Raw genomic sequence first — 26,656 nt, 5'->3', positions numbered from 1 at the left:
TGTTGTCAGACAATAATCCTTTGTTTGTTGACAAAGATTTTAGAATTTGTTATAGTATAAAACTATAAATTAGATTACGAAGGAGATAGAAAGCGAGGAAAAAATGGGAAAGTTAATTGGCCAGGGAATTACATTTGACGACGTATTATTGGTGCCGGGATATTCAGAAGTAATCGCAAATGAAGTTGTGACAGCAACCCGTCTGACGGATAAGATTACATTAAATATCCCTTTGATGAGTGCCAGCATGGATACTGTGACAGAGCACCGTATGGCGATTGCAATGGCAAGACAGGGCGGAATCGGGATCATTCATAAGAATATGACCATTGCACAGCAGGCGGATGAAGTGGACAAGGTGAAGCGTTCAGAGAACGGCGTTATTACGGATCCATTCTCCTTAAGCCCGGAGCATACAATTCAGGATGCAGATGATCTGATGGCAAAATACCGTATTTCAGGAGTGCCGATTACTGAGGGAACCAAACTGGTCGGAATTATCACAAACCGTGATTTAAAGTTTGAGACGGATTTTTCTAAGAAGATTAAAGAATCCATGACATCTGAAAATCTGGTGACAGCTCAGGAAGGCATCACCCTGGAAGAAGCAAAACAGATTTTAGGAAAGGCAAGAAAAGAAAAACTTCCGATCGTAGACAAAGATTTTAATTTAAAAGGTCTGATCACGATCAAGGATATAGAAAAACAGATTAAATATCCACATGCAGCAAAAGACGAACAGGGCAGGCTTTTATGCGGTGCCGGCGTAGGAATCACAGCGGATATTTTAGACCGTGTAGCTGCATTGGTAAACGCACATGTAGATGTGGTTGTAGTTGATTCTGCACACGGACATTCAGCAAATGTGCTGAAAGCAGTTAGAATGGTAAAAGAGGCATACCCTGAACTCCAGGTAATTGCAGGCAACGTTGCTACAGCAGAGGGTACGAAAGCACTGATCGAGGCAGGAGCAGATGCTGTAAAGGTAGGAATCGGACCGGGATCCATCTGTACCACACGTGTAGTGGCAGGAATCGGTGTACCTCAGATTACCGCTATCATGGGTGCATATGAGGAAGCCAAAAAAGCCGGAATTCCAATTATTGCCGACGGTGGAATCAAGTTTTCAGGAGATATTACGAAGGCAATCGCAGCCGGTGCCAGCGCATGTATGCTCGGAAGCATGATGGCAGGCTGTGACGAAAGCCCGGGAGAATTTGAACTTTACCAGGGAAGAAAGTACAAAGTTTACCGCGGAATGGGATCCCTGGCAGCTATGGAATGCGGAAGCAAAGACCGCTACTTCCAGACCAATGCCAAGAAACTGGTACCGGAAGGTGTCGAGGGACGTGTGGCATACAGAGGAACAGCGGAAGATACTATATTCCAGCTGCTGGGAGGGCTTCGTTCCGGCATGGGATACTGTGGGGCTAAGACAGTGGAAGAGCTGCAGGAAAAGGGACAATTTGTACAGATTACAGCTGCATCACTGAAAGAAAGCCATCCGCATGATATTCATATTACAAAAGAAGCACCGAACTACAGTGTAGACGTTTAATATCCAAAAACGAAGGGGAAACTCTGATACCCTTAAAAATTCAAAAAGCCGCAGTTGTTTCAATAACTGCGGCTTTGCCATTCTCTAAATTTATTGCTGAGCCTCAAACCATTTTTTGCTGTCTTCCAGCCGTTTGTTCACATAATCCCAGTTGATCAGTGAAAACCAGTTGTTTACATAGTCCGGTCTTCGGTTTTGATACTGAAGGTAATATGCGTGTTCCCAGACGTCTACCGGGAGCAGGGGATAGAGAGAATCACTGAGAGGCACATCCTGATTCGGAAGCTTCATCACTTCCAGTTTCCCATTGTGATTAACAAGCCATCCATAGCCGGAACCGAACTGTGTGAGTGCGGCCTCTGTCATTTCTTTCATAAAAGCATCCAAAGATCCGAAATCCCTTTCGATTGCTTTTCCGATTTCTCCTTCAGGGGTAGTGAATTCATCTTTTTCCATAGCCTTAAAATATACTTGATGGTTGTAAACACCGCCTCCGTTGTTTTTAGTGGCAGTTCTTGCGCCCTCCGGGATTTTCTCCGGCTCCGTAAGAAGCTGTTCCAGCGTCATGCTGTGAAGCTCCTCATGGGGTTTAATGGCAGCATTCAGTTTCTCGACATAAGCAGCAAGATGCTTATCATGATGGAATCTGAGGGTTTCAGCGTCGATCACCGGCTCCAGTGCATCATAATCGTAAGGAAGCGGTTCGAGGGAAAATGGATATGTCTCATTCATATTTCAATATTTCTCCTTTTTTCTTTTTATTTTACGTTGGAATTCAAAATATTATTCAAAAAAACTTGAATCCTTTCTGCGGTCATGCTAACATTGTATTATTCTTATAATACAAAAATCAGAAGGGGTAAAATCATGTTTTCAAAGTTTAGTGTACGAAAGCCATATACTGTCATTGTGGGCGTCGTCCTGGTGATCATTTTGGGAGTTGTATCTTTTTCAAAAATGACAACTGATCTGCTTCCGAGTATGGAACTTCCATATGCTCTTGTTATGACTACATATCAGGGTGCATCTCCGGAAGAAGTAGAGACAGCAGTGACAAAGCCCGTAGAACAGGCTATGGCTACAATTTCCAATATCAAGCAGGTTGCATCTTCATCCAGTGAGAATATGTCCATCGTGTATATGGAGTTTGAAGGGGATGCCAACATGGATTCCGCAGCTCTGGATATGAGGGAAAAGCTGGATATGATCAAAGGGTATTGGCCTGACAAGGTGGGCAATCCTACGATTATGAAGTTAAATCCGGACATGATGCCGGTACTTGTAACAGCTATAGATTCCGACAAAAAGGATATGTCTGAAATATCCAAGATGATTAAGGATAAAGTATCGCCTGGAGTGGAGGCAGTGGAAGGCGTAGCATCCGTAAGCCAGACCGGTATGCTGGAAGAAAATATCAATGTAATCATCAATGAAGATAAGATCAAAGCACTCAATAAAAGGATCCAGAAGGCCTTAAACGGTCAGTTTGATGAGGCCCAGGATAAGCTGGACCGTGCAAAATCAAAATTGGACGGAAGCAAAGCCCAGCTCAACTCTAAGAGAACTGAACTGAACAATACACTGGCAAAAGCGCAGACTGCTCTAAACAGCGGAAAACTAAGCCTTGCCCAGAAGGAAGTGGAAGTTACAAGTGCACTGACAAATCTTGAGAATCAAAAAAAGGCCTTGGAGCTTGTAAAGCAGGCGGGAGAAGCAAGTCTTAAACAGTTGGAGGAACAGCTTAAGACAGTGACGGACCCTGCGCAGAAAGGGCAGCTGCAGGTACAGATCGCAGAGATTTCAAAACAGCTTAAGACAGCGGACAGTACCATCAAAACTTTGGACAAAAATATAGAAGCGTTAAAAAAGGCTTTAAAACAGATACAGAAAGGCAAAAAAGAGGTTGATGCCAATCTGACGAAAGTGACGGCCCAGTCAGCCAATGCCAACAGTCAGATGACATCAGGAGAGATAGGCATTGCCCAGGGAGAATCCCAGATTATTATGGGACAGCAGCAGCTGGATGCCAGCAAAAAACAGGCCAAAGCGGCAGCTGACATCAAGGACAAGATCACTGTTGACAATGTAAAAGCCATGCTGACTGCGCAGAACTTTGAGATGCCGGCAGGATATATATCTGAGGACAATACCCAGTATCTGGTGAGAGTCGGAGACAAGGTTTCCAGCCAGGAAGATCTGGAGGATATGGAATTGATGGACATGGGCATTGATAATTTTGCTCCGATCCGTCTCAGCGATGTAGCAGATGTGGCAGTTGTAAACAACAAAAAAGATACTTACTGCAGGATTAACGGCAACGATGCTGTGGTGCTCAGCGTACAGAAACAGAATAATTATTCCACAGCAGACGTATCCAAAAGAGTTTCTGAAAAGCTGGATACCCTCAAAAAAGAAAACCCCGGGCTGCATTATACAAACCTGATGGATCAGGGAATTTATATTGACATGGTAGTCGGTTCTGTTCTGCAGAATCTTGGTATGGGTGCCGTGCTCGCCGTGCTGATTCTCCTTATATTCTTAAAGGATATTAAACCTACGGCAGTCATTGCCTGTTCCATTCCGATCAGTGTCATATTTGCTGTGGTCATGATGTACTTCAGCGGTATTACCCTGAACGTTATTTCTCTTTCGGGCCTGGCACTCGGAGTCGGTATGCTGGTAGATAACTCTATTGTTGTCATAGAAAACATTTACCGGCTGAGGAAAGAGAGAGTGCCGGTTAAAGAGGCAGCCATTGAAGGAGCCAAGGGAGTGGCAGGTGCTATAACGGCCTCCACCCTGACAACGATCTCGGTTTTCCTTCCGATCGTATTTACGACAGGACTTACCAAAAAACTGTTCGCTGATATGGCACTGACTATCGGATATTCACTGATTGCAAGTCTGATTGTAGCGGTGACCTTTGTGCCGATGATGTCTGCGGGTGTACTGCACAAGGTGACAGAGAAGGACAATAAACTTTTTGACAGGCTGCAGTCTCTGTACCGCGGTGTTATGGAAAAGGTTCTCAAGCGTAAGTGGATTGCGATCATACTCACACTGGCAGTGTTTGCCGGAGCAGTGATCGGAGCTACAAAGATCGGAAGCTCCCTGATGCCGTCCATGGACAGCACGGAGATGAGCCTTACCATTGAGATGCCGAAGGGCTCAGATTTAAGTGACACAGCAGCCATGTCTGATACTGTCATGAAGAAGATAAGAGAGATACCTGATGTAGACAGTGTGGGTGCTATGGTGAGCAGTTCCTCAGGGCTTGGAGGCACTTCATCATCAAGCAAGTCAAATCAGGATACAGCAAGTGTTTACATTATGCTGAAGGAAGATAAGAAGAACACAAACAAAGAAATTAAAAATGAGATATTAAACAAAACAAAGAAATTCGACTGTGAGATTCAGGTGCAGGAGTCTAACATGGACATGAGCGCCCTTGGGGGAAGCGGCATTTCTATTGAAGTTAAGGGAAATGACATGGATACCCTCAGGAAGACAGCCAGTGACATTGCAAAGAAAGTAGAATCCGTCAAGGGGACTAAGAATGTAAGTGACGGTCAGGAAGAAACGACTCCGGATATTCATGTTACGGTGGATAAAGCAAAGGCAGCAAAATATGGACTGACAGTGGCTACGGTTTATCAGCAGTTAAGCTCCAAGCTTCAGGAAGGTTCCACGGCTACGACGATTGATCAGAACGAGAAGCAGTGGGATGTTAAAGTGTCTAATGATACAAAGGATAATATTACGAGAAAACAGCTGAAAAAGATAAAGATCAGCGGAACTCAAAAAGGAGAGAGCAAAGAAATTGCTCTGTCTAAAGTTGCCAGCTTCAGCAGCACTGACAGCCTTTCTACAATTTCAAGGTCAGGGCAGGAAAGAATCCTGAATGTAACCGCAGAACTGAAGGACGGATATAATATCGGAATTGTCAGCGAGAACGTGGGCAAGGCGCTGAAGGGATATAAGGCACCGGCAGGCTACAGCTATAAAATTGCCGGTGAGATGGAATCCATCAATGAGACAGCAGGACAGGTAGGGCTGATGCTGATACTGGCTATTGCATTTATGTATCTGATTATGGTTGCCCAGTTCCAGTCACTGAAGTCTCCGTTTATCATCTTGTTTACGATACCTCTGGCATTTACGGGAGGACTTATCGGGCTGTTTGTGGCAGGCAAAGATCTGAGTATTATCGCAATGATTGGTTTCGTCATGCTGTCCGGTATCATTGTAAATAACGGAATCGTGCTGGTGGATACTGTGAACCAGCTGAGAGATAAAGGTTATGAAATAATGGACGCTGTTATAACAGCAGGAGCCATGAGAATCCGGCCGATTCTGATGACAGCCATCACAACAATTCTGGGGCTTTCCACAATGGCAATAGGAATCGGATCAGGGGCAGAGATGGTTCAGCCGATGGCGATTGTCACCATTGGAGGCTTGATTTACGGAACTTTGCTGACATTGATTTTCATCCCTTGTATTTACCTTGTATTTAACAGAAAGAAGAAAAAGCGCAGGTCTTGATTTTCTTACAAATGTATTAAATAAATGCGCTTGGCTTTACATTTTGATAAGGGAAAGCTATAATAAAACAAGAATCATGTCATATATATGACATGGTTTTTGTTTGTAAAGGAGTGAAACATGAAAAAACAGGAAGGTTATTTATGGAATATAATTCCCAAATATGCAGTGCTTCCATTGATCTGTTCTTTCACTTTTAATTCACTGATTTATACAGGGACTCAGATTTTGTGCAGAGATCTTAAGCATTATGATTTTACTACGGCTTTTGACAGAGCAGTGCCGGTTGTCCCTTGGTTTACAAGTATTTATCTGATCTGTTATGTTTTTTGGGCAGTGAATTATATTATGATAGGAAGAATCGGAAAAGAGCATTTATATCGGTTCCTGGTGGGGGATTTTCTTTCCAGAATTATCTGCGGAGTTTTTTTTGTGTTAATTCCCACAACGCTGGCAAGGCCTGAGATAACCGGAGGCGGGATCTGGGATCAGATGCTGAGAATGGTGTATACGATAGATCCCTCGGCAAATCTGTTTCCGTCAATCCACTGTCTGGTCAGCTGGTTTTGTTATGTAGGAATCCGCGGACAGAAAAAAGTTCCTGTATGGTATCAGAGATTTTCTTGTGTTTTTGCGGTTCTGGTATGTATCTCCACACAGGTAACGAAGCAGCACTACATCATAGATCTGATTGCAGGGATTCTGCTGGCAGAAGCTATGTATCTGGTCGGACAGAAGACAGACTGGTATCTGAAGCTGCAGAGAGTTTTTACAAAAGTGAACAGAGGAGTACATTTGGAGAGGGCAATCGACAAAGAGGTAGGTTATGGAGAATAAGAAGCGCTGGATTGGCAACGGCATCTTCTTCTTTGCACTGTTCGGGCTTACATTTTATGCAATTTTCAGAGGAAAAGAGCTGCCTGAACTGATGCATGTCATGAGAAGTGTCAGTCCTGTTTACTATATATTAGGGTTTGCCCTGATTATTATATTTGTCTGCTGTGAGTCTTTTATCATAGACAGGATGCTTCGTGTGCTTCGGTACCGCGTACCGAAAAGACACTGCATTCTTTATTCATTTGTAGGATTTTTTTTCAGCTGTATTACACCGTCAGCGACAGGAGGCCAGCCGGCCCAGCTTTACTATATGAACCGGGATAAGGTCGATGTATCGGTAGGAACTGTGGTTCTGATGATCGTCACCATTTTGTATAAGTTTGTCCTTGTTTTCCTTGGAGCAGTGATCTTTATTTTCCGCCATGGCCTGGTTACGGATTATATATCCCAGGTGGCTTTTTTCTTCTATCTTGGAATGGGCTTAAACATTTTTTGTGTGGCGCTTATGCTGATGCTTGTTTTTGAACCCACTTTGGCGTCCAGAGTTTTGCTGGCTTTGACACGGGGACTGGAAAAGATTCACATTCTGAAAAAGAAAGAGGAGAGAATCCGCAAGATTGAAGGATGGATGCAGGATTACCATAAGGCGGCTGCGGTTATTAAAAATCACAAGCTGATGATCTTTGAAATGTTTTTGGTTACATTAGTGCAGAGGATTCTGCATTTTTCCATCACATATCTGGTTTATAAGGCATTGGGACTGTCTGCACTTGGATTTGTGGACATTGTGGCTCTTCAGTGTGTGATTTCAATTTCTGTAGATATGCTGCCGCTGCCGGGAGGAATGGGAATCAGTGAGGGACTGTTTTTAAGTATTTTCAGAAAAATATTCAGAGGCAACTTATTGTATCCGGCTATGTTATTGAGCCGCGGAATCAGTTATTATGCGCTGGTTCTGATCAGTGCATTTTTAACATTTGTGGCACATGTGACAATAAAGCGTAAGGAATAGAGGTTTAAATTATGATAGGATTTTATAATGTATCAGTCATACTGACATATGCGGGCGTTGTGAGTGCAGTGTTCGGCATGTCAGCTGCATTTAACGGCAACTTTAAAATAGCAATGATTTGTCTGATGATATCCGGATTCACTGATATGTATGACGGGACTGTTGCAAAGATGATCAAACGTTCTGATGATGCAAAGAAATTTGGAATTGAGATTGATTCGCTGTGTGACCTGATCTGTTTCGGGGCATTCCCGGTTGTGATTGGATATTCTATGGGAATGGATGCCTGGTACGCAAAGATCATTTATATGATGTATATTTTAGGGGCAGTGATCCGGCTGGCATTTTTTAATGTCACTGAGGAACAGAGACAGGCAGAGACAAGTGAGAGAAGAAAACATTACCGGGGGCTCCCGGTTACGTCAGTGGCGCTGATACTGCCTATTGTATATCAGCTGAAGCGTTTTTTTACCGCTCAGTTTCCTTACATATATCTGCTGGCTGTGCTGATCATTTCTCTTTTGTTTGTGATTGATTTCAGTGTGTTTAAGCCTGGCAAAAAGTGTATGTTCGCATTTGTCATCATTGGCATTCTGGTGGCAGTCCGTATTTATTTTCTGTAAAGGAGACAGGCAATGAAGTATATAGACCAAAACGGCCGCTGTTATGAAGAGGAAACTTTTCAGGATAAGTTTTTAAAACTGCTCTACGGAACATTCCTGGGAAGGATAAAGCTTAAATTTCTTACAAGACCATGGATTTCAAGGCTGGGAGGATTTATATTAAATACCCGCTGTTCTAAATGTCTGATTCAGCGTTTTATCAGAAAGAACAGGATTGATATGAGGGAGTATGAAGACAGAGTGTACACCTCATATAATGATTTTTTTACAAGAAGAATCAGGCCGGGGAGACGTCCTCTGCCGGAGGATGAGACGATTCTGTTCAGCCCGTGCGACTGTAAAGCCAGTGCCTACCGCATCACAGAGGAAACTTCCTTTTGTGTAAAGGATACAGTATATACGGTGGAGTCGCTGCTGAGAAGCAAAAAAATTGCAGATCATTTCATGAATGGCTATGCAGTTATTCTGCGCCTGACGGTGGACGATTATCACAGGTACTGCTATATCGATAACGGTGTAAAAAGCAAGAACTATTTTATAAAAGGGAAGTATCACACGGTAAATCCGGTGGCAAATGATTATGTTTCTGTTTATAAAGAAAATGCCAGGGAATTTACCATGATGAAAACAGAGCATTTCGGTCATGCAGTCCAGATGGAAGTGGGTGCTTTGATGGTGGGGCGGATTGTAAACCACCACGAAGAAGGTATGATGACCCGCGGTATGGAAAAAGGTTATTTTGAATTCGGCGGTTCTACCATCGTCCTGCTTTTTGAGGGAGATAAGGTGGTTATTGACCAGTGCCTTCTGGACAGGACTCAGGATGGGTGTGAGACAAAACTAAAACAAGGACAGCGTCTGGGCGTTGGAAGGAAGGAAAGTCTGCAATGATGATTGCGGGCTTTTTCCAATTGCATAGGAAATTCCTTCAGAATCCCATATGCAGTAAAAAGCACTTTGTGAAGGATGCGCACTTGCCCAATTTATTCAAAAGGAGGAGAAAATGCTTCATTATCATGAATTATCAAAAGAGCTGCAGCAGGAGATCATAAGGGACCGGCAGAAAGGATGGGAGAATCCGTCTGCCTGCCGGGATGAACAAGTGATCCGTAAAGATGCCGAACGGGATGGCGCCAGTCTCTGGAGGCCGGCATTTGTCAGGGATGTGGAGAAGATTATTCATTCTCCATATTATAACCGCTATACCGATAAAACACAGGTTTTTTCATTTTACTTAAATGACGATATATCAAGGAGGTCCCTCCATGTCCAGCTCGTGTCCAGAATTGCAAGGAATATCGGCAGGCTCCTTGGTTTAAACTGTGACCTGATTGAAGCGATTGCTCTGGGACATGATATCGGGCATACACCGTTCGGTCATGCCGGAGAACGTTATTTAAACCAGATATACCATGAGAAAACAGGACGCTGCTTTCAGCACAACGTTCAGAGCGTGCGGGTCTTGGATGGAATGTTTAACAGAAATGTTTCTCTGCAGACGCTGGACGGAATTCTGTGCCATAACGGGGAGTTTGAGCAGCGGGAGTACCGTCCATGCCATATGGCTTCTTTTGATGAGTTTTATGAAAAGACAGAACAGTGCAGCAGAGATGAGGCTTATATTAAGACTCTCATTCCCTCTACTTTGGAAGGATGTGTGGTGAGGATCTGTGATATGGTGGCTTATCTCGGAAAGGACCGGCAGGATGCAAAAAAAGCGAAGCTCATCGAAGACAGCGGAATTTTTACCCAGGGAGAAATCGGGGTGGAGAATGCGGAGATCATCAATAATCTGACGGTGAACATTGTGGAAAACAGTTACCGGAAAGATTATATTATGCTGGATGCTGAGTATTATGATGCTTTGAGAACTGCAAAGAAAGAAAACTATAAGCAGATTTACTTTAATAAAAAGCTGGACCGCATTTATTCTGAGAATGTAGCGCCTATGTTCAGAGAGGTATATGAAAAGCTGTATTCTGATTTGATAAAAGGTGATGAGAATTCAGTTATTTTTAAACATCACATCGAGTATGTAGAGGACGCAAGAGCCCATTATGTGGCATCAGGTGCCTATAGAGATGAGGAACCCAACCAAATCGTAGTGGATTATATTGCAAGCATGACAGATGATTATTTTGTGGACTTTTATCATTATCTATTCCCGGATGGAAAGTGCCGCGTCAATTATATGTCTTATTTCAATGAACAGGAATAAAGGAGACAGCAGATATGGGCGGATACAAAAAGAACAGGGCTTTGAAACTAACATGTATCTTTATGATGATACTTTTTCTGGCTGTGCAGTCTGAGGTGAAGGCAGGAAAAAAGAAGAAATTCACCTATTCCTACGGTGTATTTTTAAATGCGGACAGAAAAGATATGGGCAGATTAAAAAAATATAAAACCATTGTCATTGACGCACAGTATTTTAAGAAAAAGGATATCAGGAAACTGAAAAAGCAGGGTCATACGGTTTACAGCTATTTAAATATAGGGTCTCTGGAAACATTCCGCCCTTATTATAAAAAGTACCGAAAATATACACTGAAACCCTATGAAAATTGGGGAGGAGAGTATTGGACAGATGTATCCAGAAAGGCCTGGCAGAATAAAATCAAGCAGCTGGCAGATCAGCTGGCCAAAAAAGGAGTGGATGGTTTTTTTGTGGATAACTGTGATGTCTATGCGGAATTTCCTCAAAAGAAGATTTACCGCGGCGTGACGAAGATTCTTTTGAATCTGCGGTCTTATCCGAAGAAAGCAGTCATACTGAATGGCGGGGATACTTATGTCAGAAGGTATTATAAAAACAACAGAAAGCTCGGCTCTATTCTTACCGGAGTCAATCAGGAGGAGGTCTTTACAAGGATTGATTTCAAGAAGAAAAAGTTAAAAAAAGCAAGAGCAGAGGATAAAAAATACTTTCTGGACTACTTAAAGCTGATTTCAGGGAAGAAAAAGAAAGTTTACCTTTTGGAGTATACGAAAGATCCCAAATTAAAAAAAACTATCCGGCAATACTGCAGAAAGAAACATTGGACGTATTATATTTCGCAGTCAGCGGATTTGGGATTCTGAGAATTGATATCAAAAATAACTTGACAAGTGAAGAGAAGTTGCGTATGATAAAACTGTAAATGATATTGGTTATCAATTTTGAGAGAAGCGGCAAAAAGGCAGATGTAAACGGGAGGAATTATGACCACAGAACTTAGCCGGGAAAAGATCATAGAGCAGCTTCGGGAGCAGGGGCTTCGGATTACAAATCAGAGAAAAGTGATTTTAGATGTGATTTTAAAAAATAACTGTTCCTGCTGCAAAGAAATATTTTATGAAGCCAGCAAAATCGATCCGGCAATCGGAAGAGCTACGGTCTACCGGATGATGAATACACTGGAAGAGCTTGGAGTTATCGACCGGGGGAAGCAGTATGAGATCTGCTACGAAGGACTGTTCGGGACGAAGAAGGATCAGACGACTCTTCTCACAAAAGAAGAGATGAAGGAACTGCCGAAAGATATTTGGTATCCTGCACTGAAAAAGATGCTCAGGGCTTTGGGCGAAATAAAAGATGAAGATATTTCCGTTGTTGTAAAAGTCAGCCGGAAAAGCAGTTAAAAGCTGCGGAACAGGATTTTCTGCTCCGCAGTTTTTGTTTTTCATTCCTGATACTTTATGTTATAATACAGTCTAGATTAATTTATTCAAAAATCAATTATGAGAAAGAGGTCAATCAATCATGGGAAAATATTTTGGCACAGACGGCTTCCGGGGAGAGGCAAATATCGATCTGACAGTAGAGCATGCATATAAAGTGGGAAGATTTCTGGGATGGCATTTAGGAAAGGATAAAAAACGTCCTAAAGTAGTTATCGGGAAAGATACCAGAAGAAGCAGTTACATGTTTGAGCATGCGCTGGTGGCCGGACTGACCGCATCAGGGGCCAATGCTTATATGCTGTATGTAACAACAACACCGAGCGTGTCCTATGTGGTGCGCACGGAGCAGTTTGACTGCGGAATTATGATCTCAGCCAGCCATAATCCTTATTACGACAACGGGATTAAGCTGATCAATGCCAAAGGGCATAAGATGGAAGCAGAGATCGAAGATCAGATAGAGGCGTATATTGACGGCGAAATCGGTGAACTGCCGTTTGCAACAAAGAGTGATATCGGCAGGGCAAAGGATTATGCTTCCGGAAGGAACCGCTACATAGGATACCTGATTTCTCTTGCCACCCGGTCATTCAAAAATATAAAAGTCGGCCTTGACTGTTCCAACGGAAGTTCTTCAAGTATCGCAAAGAATGTATTTGAGACACTTGGAGCAGAAGTTTATGTTATCAACAATGAGCCGGACGGCACGAATATTAATACCAACTGCGGTTCAACCCATATCGAGATCCTCAAGGGCTTTGTAAAAGAAAACCGCCTGGACGTGGGATTTGCATATGACGGAGACGCAGACCGCTGCATCGCTGTAGATGAAAACGGAGCGGAGGTAAACGGTGACCTGATCCTCTATGTATGCGGAAAATACATGAAAGAGCACGGAGCACTGAACAACAATACAGTCGTGACTACGGTTATGTCAAACCTCGGACTTTATAAAGCATTTGACAGAGCAGGAATTGACTACGAGAAGACAGCCGTGGGTGACAAGTATGTCTATGAAAATATGTCTAAGAACGGGCACGGCCTGGGCGGGGAGCAGTCCGGACATATTATTTTCAGCAAGTTTGCAACCACAGGAGACGGAATCCTTACTTCCCTTAAAGTGATGGAGGCTATGCTGGAACAGAAGCAGTCTCTGGGACAGCTGGTAAGGGATGTGGAGATCTATCCGCAGATCCTTGAAAATGTCAAGGTCAGAGATAAAAAAGATGCCAGGGAGGATGCAGACGTGGCTGCGGCTGTGGAAGCTGTGGAGAAAGAACTTGGAGATGACGGAAGGATTCTTGTAAGGGAAAGCGGTACAGAACCTTTGATACGTGTTATGGTAGAAGCAAAAAACCATGAGATCTGCAGGGAATATGTGGACCGTGTAGTAAAGGTGCTGCGCCAGAAGGGGCATGTCATCGAATAATCTATGGAAACAATATACGCAGATATTATCATCAATATATCGCACGAGGCACTGGATCGGGTATTTCAATATCGAGTGCCTTTTTCCTTATGTAACCAGATACGGGTTGGACAGTCGGTCCGCGTGCCGTTCGGCGCAGGCAACAGAGAACAGAAGGGCTACGTGGTGAGGATTTCTGACAGGGCAGATTATGATCCGGGGAAGATAAAAGAAATTCTTTCTATAGAGGAAGACCGTGTGGATGCTGAGTCCAAAATGATACAGCTTGCTTACTGGATCAGAGAAAATTACGGCTCCACCATGATACAGGCGCTGAAGACTGTGCTTCCAGTGCAGGATAAAATGAAGCAGAAGGAAAAGAAGACAGTCAGGCTCCTGATTTCCGCAGAAGAAGCCCCGTCACAGCTGGACGAATACTTTGGAAAGCATTATGTTGCAAAAGCCAGGCTTTTGGCTGCTCTCATGGATAAGCAGGAGCTTTTCTGGGAGTTTGTCATGAAAAATTTAAAGATTCCAAGAACAACAGTGGAAAGCATGGCCAAGGACAGAATTATCTGTGTGGAGAGGGAGCAGTTTTATAGAAACCCGAATCCAAAAGGTCTCAGGACCGGGGAGCCTCTTCCTCTGAATGATGGCCAGGAGAGGCTGATACAGGAGTTTAAAGCAGACTACGCTTCCGGAGAGAGAAAAACTTACCTGCTTCACGGAGTTACCGGGAGCGGGAAAACAGAAGTTTATCTGGCAGCGATCGGGGAAGCAGTCAGGATGGGAAAGCAGGCCATTGTGCTGATCCCTGAGATTGCACTTACCTATCAGACGGTCTGCCGCTTTACGAAGCGGTTTGGAGACCGGGTATCTATCCTGAACTCCAGACTGTCAAAAGGAGAAAAGTACGACCAGTGGCTCCGTGCCAAAAATGGAGAGATTGATATTATCATCGGGCCAAGATCGGCTTTGTTTGTACCATTTCCTAATCTTGGACTCATCATCATAGATGAAGAACATGAGGGAAGCTATAAAAGCGAACAGACGCCCAAATATCATGCAAGGGAGGTAGCACTTAAAAAAGCTGAGATGGAGGATGCAGCCGTAATCCTGGGATCAGCCACACCTTCCCTGGAGAGCTATCAAAAAGCCCTTGACGGGGAATACAGGCTGTGGACACTAAAAGAACGGGCGAAGGAAGCGGTTCTGCCGGATGTCTACATTGAGGATTTAAGGGAAGAATTAAAACAGGGAAACCGCAGCATGTTCAGCCGGAGACTGTACAAACTGATAGAGGACCGGCTTCAAAAGAAAGAGCAGATTATGCTGTTTTTAAACCGCAGAGGCTATGCAGGGTTTGTATCCTGCAGAAGCTGCGGGGCTGTTATGCAGTGTCCGCACTGTGATGTATCGCTTACATATCACAGAGATGGAAAGCTCCGGTGCCATTACTGCGGGTATGAGGAGGTTATGCCCGAGACCTGTCCGGAGTGCGGCAGCCCGTTTATCGGTACTTTTGGCCTGGGTACCCAAAAGGTAGAGGCGGCAATCAAAAAAGAATTTCCTGAGGCAAGGGTACTGCGCATGGATATGGATACCACAAAAAGAAAGCACAGCCACGAGCAGATACTAAAAGCATTTTCCGGCGGTGAAGCGGATATTCTTGTGGGTACCCAGATGATCGTAAAAGGGCATGATTTTGCCGATGTAACGCTGGTGGGGATCCTGGCGGCAGATTTGTCTCTGCATGCCAATGATTTCCGGGCAGCGGAACGCACATTTCAGCTTTTAACCCAGGCAGCCGGCAGGGCCGGACGGGGAGAGAAAGCCGGAGAGGTAGTGATCCAGACCTATTCTCCGGAACATTACTGTATCGTAACGGCAGCCAGCCAGGATTATGAAGAGTTTTATCAGCAGGAGATCGCATACCGGACTATGCTGTGTTACCCGCCGGTCTGGCAGATGCTTACGGTTCTTCTTGCCGGACCGGATGAGGAACTGTGCAGGCAGACTGCACAGCGTATGGGAAGAGTCATAAACAATTCCGGAATCCGGGTTATTGGGCCGGGGGAAGCATCTCTGGCAAAAGTGAATGATATTTACCGGCAGGTATTATATGTGAAAGAGAAGGATTACCAGCAGCTTGTCAGAGTAAAAGACCGGCTGGAATTGTGGATTGAGCGGCAGGAACTGCCGAAGGATATTCACATTACATTCGACTTTAATCCAATGAGCAGTTATTAAGGTTATGAAAGATAGAACATTTGAGAAGGAGAAGTATTCATGGCAATCAGAAACATCAGAAAAATGGGGGATGACGTCCTCAGAAAATCATCAAAAGAAGTAAAAGAAATGACACCAAGGCTTCAGACACTGATCGATGATATGTTTGAAACAATGTATCAGGCTTACGGTGTGGGACTTGCGGCACCCCAGGTAGGAATCCTGAAGCGGCTCGTGGTCATTGACACATATGAGGGACAGCCGCTGGTACTGATCAATCCCAAGATCGTGGAAAAAGACGGAGAACAGATCGGAGATGAGGGATGCTTAAGCTTGCCGGGCAAGGTGGCAGTGGTAAAGCGTCCGAATCATGTTATCTGTGAAGCTTTGGACCGGGATATGAACCCGGTCACTGTGGAAGGGGAAGGGCTTCTGGCAAGAGCAATCTGCCATGAACTTGACCATTTAGACGGGGTTCTTTATCCGGATGTGGCAGAGGAACCAGTAAGAGATGCAGATGAGGAAGAAGAATAGCAGGGAGGATACGATGAACGTTGTATTTATGGGGACGCCGGAATTTGCGGTTCCCACTTTAGAAAAACTGATTGAATGCCACCATGTGGCAGCAGCAGTTACCCAGCCGGATAAGCAGAGAGGAAGAGGCAAAAAAGTATCCTTTCCGCCGGTAAAGGAAGCTGCCCTGAAACATGGGATTCCGGTCCTTCAGCCGGCAAAAGCCAGGGATGAAGAGTTTATAGACACTCTGGAAAAGCTGAGCCCGGATGTTATTGTTGTAGTGGCTTACGGACAGATTCTGCCGGAACGAATTCTGAATATCCCCAAATACGGATGCATCAATGTGCACGGATCCCTTCTTCCGAAATACCGGGGAGCAGGACCAATCCAGTGGGCAGTCTTAAACGGGGAAAAGGAGACAGGGATCACTACCATGTATATGGAAAAAGGCCTGGATACGGGAGATATGATTGATAAAGCAGTCATTCCTCTGGATAAGAAGGAAACATCAGGGACTCTTCATGATAAGCTTATGGTGCTGGGAGCGGATCTTCTCATTGAGACATTAAGGAAACTGGAAGACGGGACGGCAGTGAGAACAAAACAGGAGGATGAGGACAGTTCCTATGCCCCTATGCTGAGCAAAGAGATGGGACGGATTGACTTTACAAAGAGTGCAGCAGAAATCGAACAGTGGGTGCGGGGACTGAATCCGTGGCCAAGCGCCTATACAGAATTTGAAGGAAGGACTGTAAAGGTCTGGGATGCAGATGAAGCTGCATATGACGGAGAAGAGAAACCGGGTACTGTAATACAGGTGACGAAAAAACAGATCGTGGTAGCCTGCGGAAAGAATGCCCTGGCACTTAATGAGATTCAGCTGCCCGGAAAGAAACGGATGGCTGTCCAGGCATTTTTGGCAGGCTCCAAGGTAGAAACCGGAACGATATTAGGAGAGTAATATGCAGAATCCGAGAGAATCAGCTTTAGATGTTCTGATGAAAGTAGACAAAAAAGAATCATTGTCCCATATTGTCATAGGTGAGACCCTTGAAAAATATCAGTTCAGCGAAAAAAAGGACCGGGCATTCTTTACCCGCCTTTGCCAGGGAACTCTGGAGCGGCAGCTGACTATTGACTATGTGTTAAACCAGTATTCCAAGATGAAGGTAAACAAACTGAAACCACTGGTACGGTCTCTGCTCAGGATGGGAGTCTATCAAATCCTGTTTATGGATCAGATTCCTGATTCAGCAGCCTGCAACGAGTGTGTTAAGCTTGCAAAAAAAAGAGGATTTTCTAAATTATCTGGATTTGTCAACGGAGTGCTGAGAACCATTTCCCGGCAAAAAGACAGTATACCTTTTCCTTCCAGGGAAAAGGAGCCAGTAAGATACCTGTCAGTTTCCTGCTCTATGCCTGAGTGGATCGTCCGTCATTTTCTCCAAAATTATACAGAGCAGGAGACAGAGACAATCCTGCGCTCTTTTCTGGAACCCAAGAAAACTACCTTGTCATGGCTGGAAAGCAGCGGATCCAGAGAAGAACTGGTGGCCTCTCTGGAGAAAGAGGGTATTACAGTAAGAGATGGAGATCTGCTTCCGGAAGCGTTATATATCTCACATTATGACTTTTTAAAACGTCTGTCCTCATTCCGCGAGGGACGTTTTATTGTACAGGATGAGAGTTCTATGCTTGCGGGAAAAATTGCAGATGTAAAGGAAGGACAGATAATTCTCGATATGTGCAGTGCTCCCGGAGGAAAGGCTCTGTATATGGCAGATAAACTCCATGGGACAGGGCAGGTTTTGGCCAGAGATCTGACAGAATATAAAGAAGAATTGCTGGAGGAAAACATTGAACGAACCGGATTTCAAAACATCAGATCCCAGATATGGGATGCCAGGATACTGGACGAAGACATGGAAGATGCGGCAGATATAGTTTTATGTGATGTTCCCTGTTCCGGTTTGGGAATCATGGGAAAGAAGCATGACATCAAATATAATCTGGAAGAAAAAGTTCTGGAAGAGCTGGTTTTCCTTCAGAGAGAAATACTGAAAACAGCAGTGTCTTATGTAAAACCGGGAGGTTCTCTGGTATTTTCTACATGCACCATCAATCCGAAAGAAAATGAAGAAAATTTCCAATGGCTTGCGGGCCAGCCAGGATTTGAACCGGAGGACATTACCTCACTGCTCCCGGAACAACTAAACATTGAGACCTCAAAAGAAGGCTATATCCAGCTGCTTCCGGGGATTCATCCGTGCGACGGATTTTTTATAGGAAAACTTAGGAGAGTAAAATGAAGGATCTAAAATCAATGACACTGGGGGAGCTTGAGCTGGCAGTGGAACAAGCAGGTGAAAAAAAGTTCAGGGCAAAGCAGATATTTGAGTGGTTCCATAAAAGGCTGGCTTCCTCGCTGGATGAGATGAACAATCTTCCGAAGGTACTGAAGGAAAAGCTGCTTGAAGAGTATGAAGTGAGAGAGCTTCAGGCAGTGGAAACCTATGTTTCAAAGATTGACGGCACCAGAAAATATTTATTTCAGCTGAATGATGGGAATATTATTGAGAGTGTTCTTATGAAATACAAACACGGCAATTCTGTCTGTATATCATCCCAGGCAGGATGCAGGATGGGCTGTAAGTTTTGTGCTTCTACTCTTGGAGGTTTGGACCGCAATCTTCTTCCCTCAGAGATGCTGGGACAGATTTATTATATTCAGAAAGAAACGGGGGAGCGGGTGTCCAATGTGGTCGTTATGGGAACCGGGGAGCCGCTGGATAATTATGAAAACCTCTTAACGTTTATCAGGCTTTTGACCGATGAAAAGGGGCTGAACTTAAGTCAGAGAAACCTTACGGTGTCTACTTGCGGACTGGTGCCTAAGATCAGGGAACTTGCCGGTGAAAAGCTCCAGATGACTCTGGCTATCTCCCTCCACGCATCCAATGATGACATGAGAAAGTCCCTGATGCCGGTAGCAAACCAGTATTCTATAGAAGAACTGCTGTCCGCCTGTAAATATTATTTTCAGCAGACCGGCAGGCGGATTACGTTTGAATACAGCCTTGTGGCAGGAGTGAATGACAGTCCTCAGAATGCAGAGGAGCTTTGCAGGTGTTTAGAAGGTTTTGCATGTCATGTAAACCTGATTCCTGTGAATCCTATAAAGGAAAGGGATTTCCGTCAGTCGATGCCTGAATTCGTAAACGACTTCAAAAACATACTTGAAAAAAATCGTGTAAATGTTACCATAAGAAGAGAAATGGGCAGAGATATCAACGCTGCCTGTGGACAATTAAGAAGAAAAAAGCTGGATTCTGTGGATAAACACGAAATCCGGATGAAAAAGGAGAACTAAGATGCAATCCGTTGGAACTTCTCACAGAGGAAAAGTACGGTCTGAAAATCAGGACACAATCTTTTACTCTGATGTACCTGTAGGACAATTGGATAATTTGTATATCGTTGCAGACGGCATGGGAGGCCACAAAGCAGGAGGCTTTGCGTCTTCTTTGGCTGTCAGGCGTTTTGTGGAATTAATACGTGAGATTGAGAACTCAGATCCGATTGAGATCATGAAGGAAGCACTGCACAAGGTCAGCGGCGAAATATTACTGAAATGCCAGGAAGAAGAATATGCAGGCATGGGAACAACTATGGTAGCAGCAACTGTGACAGAAGAAAGTATTTTTGTAATGAATATCGGAGACAGCCGTCTGTATTTTGCAGATCAGGATTTAGTACAGATTACAACCGACCATTCATTTGTGGAAGAGCTGGTGAAGGCCGGTGAAATTGAACGGGGCCAGATGAGGCAGCATCCGAAGAGAAATTTGATCACGAGAGCCATCGGCGCAGGCATAGAGTCTGTTCCGGATTTTTTTGAGCTGCCGAAGAAAAGCGGATATTTGCTTTTGTGCAGCGACGGCTTGACAAGCATGGTTGCAGATGACGAAATCAAGGAACTCCTGTTAGATCACAGTCAATTGGAAAATAAGGCAGCCCAGTTGGTGAACAGGGCCAACGAATACGGCGGCAAAGACAATATATCCCTGGTGATCGTAGCGCTGGGGGAGCGAGGTGAGATCACATGTTAGAAGCAGGAACCATTTTAGGAGGACGTTACGAAATCCTGAAAAAAATTGGTACTGGCGGAATGGCTGACGTATACATGGCAAAGTGTCATAAACTGAACCGGAACGTCGCAATTAAAGTGTTAAAAAATGAATATGTCGATAATGAAAAGTTTTTGAAAAAGTTTCAGGTGGAAGCAGAGGCGGTTGCAAGGCTGGCCCATCCAAACATTGTGAATGTCTATGATGTAGGTCAGGAAGGCAGTGTCAATTATATTGTCATGGAGCTTGCAGAGGGCATTACCCTGAAAGAATATATCAAGAAAAAGGGTCATCTTTCTGCAAAGGAAACGGTGGAACTTTCTCTGCAGATAGCCTCTGCCATCGGGCATGCCCATGAACACCACACGATTCACAGAGACATTAAGCCGCAGAATATTTTAGTTTCAGATTCCGGGCAGGTAAAGGTGACGGATTTTGGGATTGCAAAAGCGGCAAACTCCAATACAGTCACATCTACAGCCATCGGATCAGTACACTATATTTCCCCGGAGCAGGCAAAAGGCAAATACTGCGATGAGAAAAGCGATATTTATTCCCTTGGCATCACAATGTATGAAATGGCCACGGGCCAGGTTCCGTTTGATCATGAAAACGGAGTGACCATCGCTTTGATGCATCTGCAGAATGAGATCACATCCCCCGGAGAGCTGATCGAAGATATTCCGGAGAGCCTGGAAAAGATCATTTTAAAATGTACGATGAAAAAGCCCGAAGACCGCTACCAGTCTGTGAATGAACTGATGGAAGATCTGAGGCTTGTTTTTGAAGACACAAAAGGAAGCTATGTGGGAATGGCTCCGTTTGTGGATGACTCACCGACGCAGCTGCTCAATACAAAAGAGTTTGTGCGGCCGGAAGAGCCGGAGGAGGAAGAACCGGAAGAAGAATCCGGGTTCGTGGAAGACGATGAGGAAGAAGAAAGAGGGATGAACTCCAAGCTGGAAAAGCTGGTCGTAGTTTTGGCCGCAGTGGTCGGAGCCATTATCCTCATCTCTATTATTGTTCTGGTTATCAACAGTTCGGGCCTGTTCCGTTCCGGTGACAATGCCACAACGGAAAAGCTTACAACTACGGAGGAAAGCACAACGGAGAAACTGGCTAAGGTTCCTGTAGAAAACTATGTGGGCATGACTTATGATGCTGCACTTGCATCTATCGGGGAAGACTTGAAAGTAGAACGGAAAACAGAGGCTTCCTCGTCTTATGAGGCCGGATATGTGATCCGCCAGAGCCTGGAATCAGACCAGGAAGTAGAGGAGGGGACAACAATCGTACTGACCGTAAGCAGCGGAGAGAGCAGGGTTGAAGTGCCGGATGTGCGGGGATACAGCCAGAAGTCTGCGACAAAGATTTTATCTGAGCAGGGATTCAAAGTGTCCGTATCCACCAAGTTCAGTTTTACTGTAGATGAAGGCGACGTGATATCACAGTCTCCAGGAGCAGGAAACAGGATTTCCAGAGGCTCCAAAGTGACCATTACAGTCAGCAAGGGAGAAGATAAAGTGACAGTGCCTGAGATTGGATTTAAGACAGAAAAAGATGCAAGAAAGTTGCTGAGTGCCGAAGGGCTGAAACTGATCGTATCTTCTCAGGAGTACAACAATACGGTTCCTAAAGGCTGTATTATAAGCCAGTCTCCGAAAGCGGGGAAAAAGGTTACTAAGGGAACAGGCGTTGGTGTTGTGATTAGTCTTGGAAAACAGCCGACTACAGAAGAAAATACAGAAGAATCAGAGGAGTAAGGTCAGTTCATGCAGGGAAGAATTATCAAAGGTATTGCAGGTTTTTATTATGTTTACGCAGACGGCGGATTATATGAATGCAAGGCAAAGGGGATTTTCAGAAACCGAAAGATGAAGCCGCTGGTGGGCGATGCAGTGGAAATCGAGATTCTGGATAAAGATAGAAAGCTGGGGAATCTGACAGAGATTCTGCCGAGAATGAATGAACTGATCCGTCCGGCAGTGGCAAATGTGGACCAGGCATTGGTGATTTTTGCGGCCAAAAACCCAAAACCAAATTATAATCTTCTGGACCGGTTTCTGCTTATGATGGAAAAACAGCAGGTTCCCGCAGTTGTCTGTTTCAACAAAACAGATCTGGCAAGGGAAAGGGAATTGTCTGTACTAAAGGATGTTTACAGGGACTGTGGTTACAGGGTGATCTTTACCAGTGTTTCTGATGAGACAGGGCTTTCTGAAATAAGAGAGGCAGTGGAGCACAAAACCACTGTGCTGGCAGGTCCGTCAGGAGTCGGCAAATCATCTATGATGAATCTTTTGTATCCTCAGGCAAAAATGGAGACCGGAGAGGTCAGTGAAAAAATTAAAAGAGGAAAGCATACAACGAGACACTCAGAACTGATCCATGTGGGAAATGACACTTTTGTTATGGATACGCCGGGATTCAGTTCCCTGTTTGTGGATATGTTTGAGGAGGATGAGATCAAATATTACTTCAAAGAGTTTGAGCCCTATGAAGGCAGATGCAGATTTCAGGGATGCAGCCATACCCATGAACCGGGGTGCGGAGTCAAAGAAGCTTTGGAGCAGGGAAAGATCAGCCAGACCCGTTATGACAACTATGTACTCATCTATAATGAATTAAAAGAAAAGAGAAAATGGTAATGCATATATTAATTTTAACAGGCGGAGATTTAGATATGGTCTTCGCCCGTTCTTATATCCAAACTCAGACATTTGACCGGGTTATTGCTGCGGACAAAGGTCTTTTATACGCAGAACAGCTGGAAATCCGTCCTGATTTTATTTTGGGCGACTTTGACAGCTGTCCGGAAGAAACACGGAAGCGGTTTGAGGAAGAAGATATCATGTTCCTTCCAAGAGAAAAGGATGATACGGATACAGGGATCGCCATGGAACAGGCAGTCCGTATGGGGGCTGAAAAGATAACTGTTCTTGGGAGCACAGGCACAAGGCTGGATCATGTGCTGGGAAACATGGGGCAGCTTGTTTATGCCTTAAAACATGGGGTGGAAGCATATATTGTAGATGCCCACAACCGTATCCGTGCAGTGGACCGTCCTCTGAAACTGGAAAAGAAAGAACAGTTTGGGGATTATGTTTCGCTCATCCCTGTGGGGAAGGTAACAGGAGTGACACTGCATGGTTTTTATTATCCGCTGAACAATGATACTCTTGTGTTTCATGAGACATGGGGGATCAGCAATGAGCTGTCAGAAGAGACAGGGATCATTGATATGAAGGATGGTATTTTGCTGATTGTGGAAAGCAGAGACTGAGAACCAATGGACGTGCTCTGCACAATAGGCTATAATGTATAGTTGTGTGAACTATTATGAAAGAGGGCAGATAAGATGAAAAAAGGATTGATCTTGGATATGGACGGCGTTATCGTGGACAGCGAGAGAGTGTACATTCAGGCATTTAAGGAGTGGTTTCTGGACCATGGAATTGAGCTTGAAACGAAAGATTTTGAGAAGGTGATCGGTACGCCGTATGCGGATGCAATTGACTATTTTATGGAGTTTTGGGGGGACAAAAGCAGCAGGGAAGTATTTGAGGAAGAGTTTACCCGTATGAAGGATTCGGTTACCTTTGACTACCGTGAGATTCTCAATCCGGGAGTGGATGAGCTGCTTACATACTGCAAAAAGAGAGATATCAAGACAACTCTGGCATCCGGGAATTCTATGGACTGCATTAAAAAAATGCTGGCCGACTGCGGCCTGGAGGAGCATTTCGACTTTGTAATCAGCGGGGAGCGCCTCACAAGAAACAAACCCCATCCGGATGTATATTTAAAGGCAATGGAATACATGGAACTGGAGCCGGAACAGTGTATTACTCTTGAGGATTCCAAAATAGGGATACGGGCTTCTAAAAACGCCGGGATTTTTACAGTGGCAAAGGTGCCTGAGGCATATTGTCTGGAACAGGGAGAGGCAGATACAAAGGTAAATCATATAGAAGAAGTGATTTCGATGCTGAAAGACGCGTAATCACGCATACAGAGGTGAAAAGATGAAATTATACAGTATATTAGAAAAAGTATTGTGGGCTGTGCTGATACTGATGTTTGTATTCAGTCTGGTATTTGACTGGGTAAAAGATTTTGTGGGGTCCAGTACTTCATTTACAGATGTAGCATTTATTTTAACCATAATCAGCGGGGCTGCCCTGCTGCTGGAACGGTTTTTAGTGGGACCCGGTAAGGGAAAGAGTTATACTTCCGGTGAGTCATTTGCCCTGCTTTTAGTCTTTGTCTATATGCTTGTGATGATGCTTCAGGCAAAAGGCATTTTCACTCTCTCTGTTCTGGGAAATGATCAGAGATCCCTTTGGATTCTTGCACCGGCACTGGCACTTTTATGGTTTACAAAAACTATAGCGCCGGATATAGAAAAAAAGGACAAAGAGCGTATTGAGCAAAAGAAGAAAAAGTTCAAGAACAGGGAAAGATAGAAGCCAGTATGAGATATGAGAAATGCCCGATTTGCAATGAAAAATTAAAGAATGGCGTCTGCCCTATGTGCGGCTATGACTTTAAACGGCTGGAAAGTGCCAAAAGGTCCGGCGGCGGAAATCATCCGGATTACAGAGTAAGGCCCAATGAAGAGCCGAAAAGATTCATGACAAAGCAGCATAAGAGGGCACACAGGCAGTTCCGCACGGAGAAAAAAAGAGGCGCAGGAAAATTTATAAAAGTATTTTTAAGTTTTGTCGTTGCCGCCGGTGTGCTTCTGGATGCGGCAAGTGAAGTTGATATAAAGGATTTGGTGGAAACAGTTCAGACATTTGTCAGCAAAGAAGAAAAACACACGAAAAAAATTCCTGACAGTACATATGAATATACAAGTTATACTTTAGAAGATACGGGAAAACGTTATTCCATGGATATCTCTTCCGGCAGATATGTGGTAGGCCTGGATATCCCGGAAGGTATCTACACGATGACCGGCACAGGAAATGATATCAGTCTGTCTGTGACAAATACGGAACAGTATATCAGTATCTATGAACGGCTGACAGACAGGAAAACACCGGGGGAAGATCAGTACAGGGAAGTGAAAAATGTCCGTCTCTATCAGGGTGCCCTGATAGAAGTTCTGAACAGCGGCACGATACACTGTAAGACATCCAATGCCAATCTGGATAAGCTGAGAACTCCGGGAGAAAATCCGCTGAAGAAGGAAGTGGAAGTTGCCGGGGTTATGACTGCAGGAAAAGATTTCCCGGCAGGAACTTATGATGTAATTGCAGTCAGCGCAGAAGGTGAGTTTCATTATACATATGAACAGGACAAGGATGAAGAATATGGTGCAAACGTGCTTTGGCTCTCGGAAAATTCTGAGGAGGATGAAGCCAGAAAGTATGTAAATTTAGAACTTCCGGCGGGAACAGAGATAACAATTTCATCCGAAGAAGGCCAGCAGGTCAAACTTGTGCCGAGTAAACGCGTCAGACCTGATAAAATGCAGGTTTATGATTTGTCAAATGGGCTTGATTCATAAAATCAACTGTGTTATGATTAAAAATCATAATGGAAAAAGGCGATGAAAAAGACTCAAGGCAAAAGGAACCTTACAGGGAGGAAAGACCGCAGACTGAAAGCTTTCCAGGGACACCTTGCGGCGGGAACACTTTGGAGCCGGACAGCTGAAAGGCGGATGCCGACTAGGCTGTTACGTGGTACGCGTTAAGTACGGAAATTGAGAAGAGATCAGGAACCAAAAGGTGTTCTGATCTTAATACGGGTGGTACCGTGGGATGATATTCCCGCCCCGAAGCAGAAGATTATCTGCTTTGGAGCGGGTTTTTTATTTTAAAGGAGGAAACAAGATGGCAAATCACATCAGTGATGAAACAATTGAATATGTGGGTATTTTAGCAAAGCTTGAGCTGTCCGGACAGGAAAAGGAACAGGCAAAAAAGGATATGGAAAGCATGCTGGATTACGTTGATAAGCTGAATGAGCTGGATACCGAAGGTGTTGAGCCCATGTCACATGTATTTCCGGTACACAATGTGTTCAGAGAAGATATTGTAACCAATGGAGACGACAGAGAAGATATTCTGTCAAATGCACCGGAAAGCAAAGATGGGGCCTTTGTGGTTCCTAAGACTGTAGAATAGG

Annotated in this window: 24 protein-coding genes; 23 read left to right on the top strand and 1 reads right to left on the bottom strand. The window is 44.4% G+C overall.

Annotated elements, in window-relative coordinates; all coding sequences use genetic code 11:
- Positions 1-103 precede the first annotated feature (103 nt).
- Positions 104-1,558, top strand: a complete 1,455-nt coding sequence (gene guaB / locus KH180_RS05615) for an IMP dehydrogenase (RefSeq protein ID WP_290757590.1) — start codon at positions 104-106, stop codon at positions 1,556-1,558.
- A 90-nt stretch (positions 1,559-1,648) separates the two neighbouring features.
- Here guaB and KH180_RS05610 read toward each other — a convergent pair whose 3' ends face one another.
- On the bottom strand, positions 1,649-2,290 hold the full coding sequence (locus tag KH180_RS05610; protein WP_290757588.1) for a superoxide dismutase: 642 nt from the start codon (positions 2,288-2,290) through the stop codon (positions 1,649-1,651).
- Positions 2,291-2,425: 135 nt separating this feature from the next.
- Between KH180_RS05610 and KH180_RS05605 the strand changes: the two genes are divergently transcribed.
- The 22 genes from KH180_RS05605 (at position 2,426) to gatC (ending at position 26,655) form a co-directional block, all read left to right on the top strand.
- Positions 2,426-6,103 carry an efflux RND transporter permease subunit gene (locus KH180_RS05605; RefSeq protein WP_290757585.1) on the top strand — a complete coding sequence of 1,226 codons (3,678 nt, stop codon included), beginning with the start codon at positions 2,426-2,428 and terminating at the stop codon, positions 6,101-6,103.
- Between the two features lie 120 nt (positions 6,104-6,223).
- A complete protein-coding gene (locus KH180_RS05600) occupies positions 6,224-6,940 on the top strand; it encodes a phosphatase PAP2 family protein (RefSeq protein ID WP_290757582.1) in 717 nt (238 codons plus the stop codon).
- The gene (locus KH180_RS05595) at positions 6,930-7,952 is read left to right on the top strand and encodes a lysylphosphatidylglycerol synthase transmembrane domain-containing protein (RefSeq protein WP_290757579.1); all 1,023 of its coding nucleotides are present in this window, start codon (positions 6,930-6,932) and stop codon (positions 7,950-7,952) included. The genes KH180_RS05600 and KH180_RS05595 overlap by 11 nt, the downstream gene beginning before the upstream one ends.
- A gap of 11 nt (positions 7,953-7,963) precedes the next feature.
- Positions 7,964-8,575 (top strand): CDP-alcohol phosphatidyltransferase family protein, encoded by a 612-nt coding sequence (locus KH180_RS05590; RefSeq protein WP_137329301.1) that lies wholly within the window; start codon positions 7,964-7,966, stop codon positions 8,573-8,575.
- Between the two features lie 12 nt (positions 8,576-8,587).
- The gene (locus tag KH180_RS05585; protein ID WP_290757569.1) at positions 8,588-9,466 is read left to right on the top strand and encodes a phosphatidylserine decarboxylase; all 879 of its coding nucleotides are present in this window, start codon (positions 8,588-8,590) and stop codon (positions 9,464-9,466) included.
- A gap of 112 nt (positions 9,467-9,578) precedes the next feature.
- Positions 9,579-10,793 carry a deoxyguanosinetriphosphate triphosphohydrolase family protein gene (locus KH180_RS05580; protein WP_290757565.1) on the top strand — a complete coding sequence of 405 codons (1,215 nt, stop codon included), beginning with the start codon at positions 9,579-9,581 and terminating at the stop codon, positions 10,791-10,793.
- 14 nt (positions 10,794-10,807) lie between these two features.
- Positions 10,808-11,656, top strand: coding sequence for an endo alpha-1,4 polygalactosaminidase (locus KH180_RS05575; protein ID WP_290757563.1), 849 nt, complete (start codon positions 10,808-10,810; stop codon positions 11,654-11,656).
- 120 nt (positions 11,657-11,776) lie between these two features.
- Positions 11,777-12,196, top strand: coding sequence for a Fur family transcriptional regulator (locus KH180_RS05570; protein ID WP_290757560.1), 420 nt, complete (start codon positions 11,777-11,779; stop codon positions 12,194-12,196).
- Between the two features lie 121 nt (positions 12,197-12,317).
- Positions 12,318-13,667, top strand: coding sequence for a phosphoglucosamine mutase (gene glmM / locus KH180_RS05565; protein ID WP_290757557.1), 1,350 nt, complete (start codon positions 12,318-12,320; stop codon positions 13,665-13,667).
- A gap of 3 nt (positions 13,668-13,670) precedes the next feature.
- Positions 13,671-15,896 carry a replication restart helicase PriA gene (priA, locus tag KH180_RS05560; RefSeq protein WP_290757555.1) on the top strand — a complete coding sequence of 742 codons (2,226 nt, stop codon included), beginning with the start codon at positions 13,671-13,673 and terminating at the stop codon, positions 15,894-15,896.
- A 39-nt stretch (positions 15,897-15,935) separates the two neighbouring features.
- On the top strand, positions 15,936-16,409 hold the full coding sequence (gene def, locus KH180_RS05555) for a peptide deformylase (protein WP_290757552.1): 474 nt from the start codon (positions 15,936-15,938) through the stop codon (positions 16,407-16,409).
- 13 nt (positions 16,410-16,422) lie between these two features.
- The gene (gene fmt / locus KH180_RS05550) at positions 16,423-17,352 is read left to right on the top strand and encodes a methionyl-tRNA formyltransferase (protein WP_290757549.1); all 930 of its coding nucleotides are present in this window, start codon (positions 16,423-16,425) and stop codon (positions 17,350-17,352) included.
- 1 nt (position 17,353) lies between these two features.
- Positions 17,354-18,700 carry a 16S rRNA (cytosine(967)-C(5))-methyltransferase RsmB gene (gene rsmB / locus KH180_RS05545; RefSeq protein ID WP_290757546.1) on the top strand — a complete coding sequence of 449 codons (1,347 nt, stop codon included), beginning with the start codon at positions 17,354-17,356 and terminating at the stop codon, positions 18,698-18,700.
- The gene (gene rlmN, locus KH180_RS05540) at positions 18,697-19,761 is read left to right on the top strand and encodes a 23S rRNA (adenine(2503)-C(2))-methyltransferase RlmN (protein ID WP_290757543.1); all 1,065 of its coding nucleotides are present in this window, start codon (positions 18,697-18,699) and stop codon (positions 19,759-19,761) included. Before rsmB ends, rlmN begins: the two co-directional genes overlap by 4 nt.
- A gap of 1 nt (position 19,762) precedes the next feature.
- Positions 19,763-20,500: a Stp1/IreP family PP2C-type Ser/Thr phosphatase gene (locus tag KH180_RS05535; RefSeq protein ID WP_290757540.1), complete on the top strand. Its 738-nt coding sequence runs from the start codon at positions 19,763-19,765 to the stop codon at positions 20,498-20,500.
- On the top strand, positions 20,494-22,281 hold the full coding sequence (pknB, locus tag KH180_RS05530) for a Stk1 family PASTA domain-containing Ser/Thr kinase (RefSeq protein ID WP_290757538.1): 1,788 nt from the start codon (positions 20,494-20,496) through the stop codon (positions 22,279-22,281). Before KH180_RS05535 ends, pknB begins: the two co-directional genes overlap by 7 nt.
- 9 nt (positions 22,282-22,290) lie before the next feature.
- Entirely contained in the window at positions 22,291-23,166 is an 876-nt protein-coding gene (rsgA, locus tag KH180_RS05525; protein ID WP_290757535.1) for a ribosome small subunit-dependent GTPase A, read from the top strand.
- On the top strand, positions 23,166-23,801 hold the full coding sequence (locus tag KH180_RS05520) for a thiamine diphosphokinase (RefSeq protein ID WP_290757504.1): 636 nt from the start codon (positions 23,166-23,168) through the stop codon (positions 23,799-23,801). The genes rsgA and KH180_RS05520 overlap by 1 nt, the downstream gene beginning before the upstream one ends.
- Positions 23,802-23,876: 75 nt before the next feature.
- Entirely contained in the window at positions 23,877-24,521 is a 645-nt protein-coding gene (locus KH180_RS05515; RefSeq protein ID WP_290757502.1) for an HAD family hydrolase, read from the top strand.
- Positions 24,522-24,543: 22 nt separating this feature from the next.
- Positions 24,544-24,984 (top strand): hypothetical protein, encoded by a 441-nt coding sequence (locus tag KH180_RS05510; protein ID WP_290757501.1) that lies wholly within the window; start codon positions 24,544-24,546, stop codon positions 24,982-24,984.
- Positions 24,985-24,992: 8 nt separating this feature from the next.
- On the top strand, positions 24,993-26,033 hold the full coding sequence (locus tag KH180_RS05505) for a hypothetical protein (RefSeq protein ID WP_290757499.1): 1,041 nt from the start codon (positions 24,993-24,995) through the stop codon (positions 26,031-26,033).
- Positions 26,034-26,361: 328 nt separating this feature from the next.
- Positions 26,362-26,655, top strand: a complete 294-nt coding sequence (gene gatC / locus KH180_RS05500; RefSeq protein ID WP_290757497.1) for an Asp-tRNA(Asn)/Glu-tRNA(Gln) amidotransferase subunit GatC — start codon at positions 26,362-26,364, stop codon at positions 26,653-26,655.
- Position 26,656: the final 1 nt, after the last annotated feature.

The organism is Anaerostipes sp., assembly GCF_018381315.1.
Taxonomy (GTDB): domain Bacteria; phylum Bacillota; class Clostridia; order Lachnospirales; family Lachnospiraceae; genus Anaerostipes.
The sequence above is the reverse complement of the archived record's forward strand: the minus strand, read 5'-3'. Positions and strand labels throughout refer to the sequence as shown.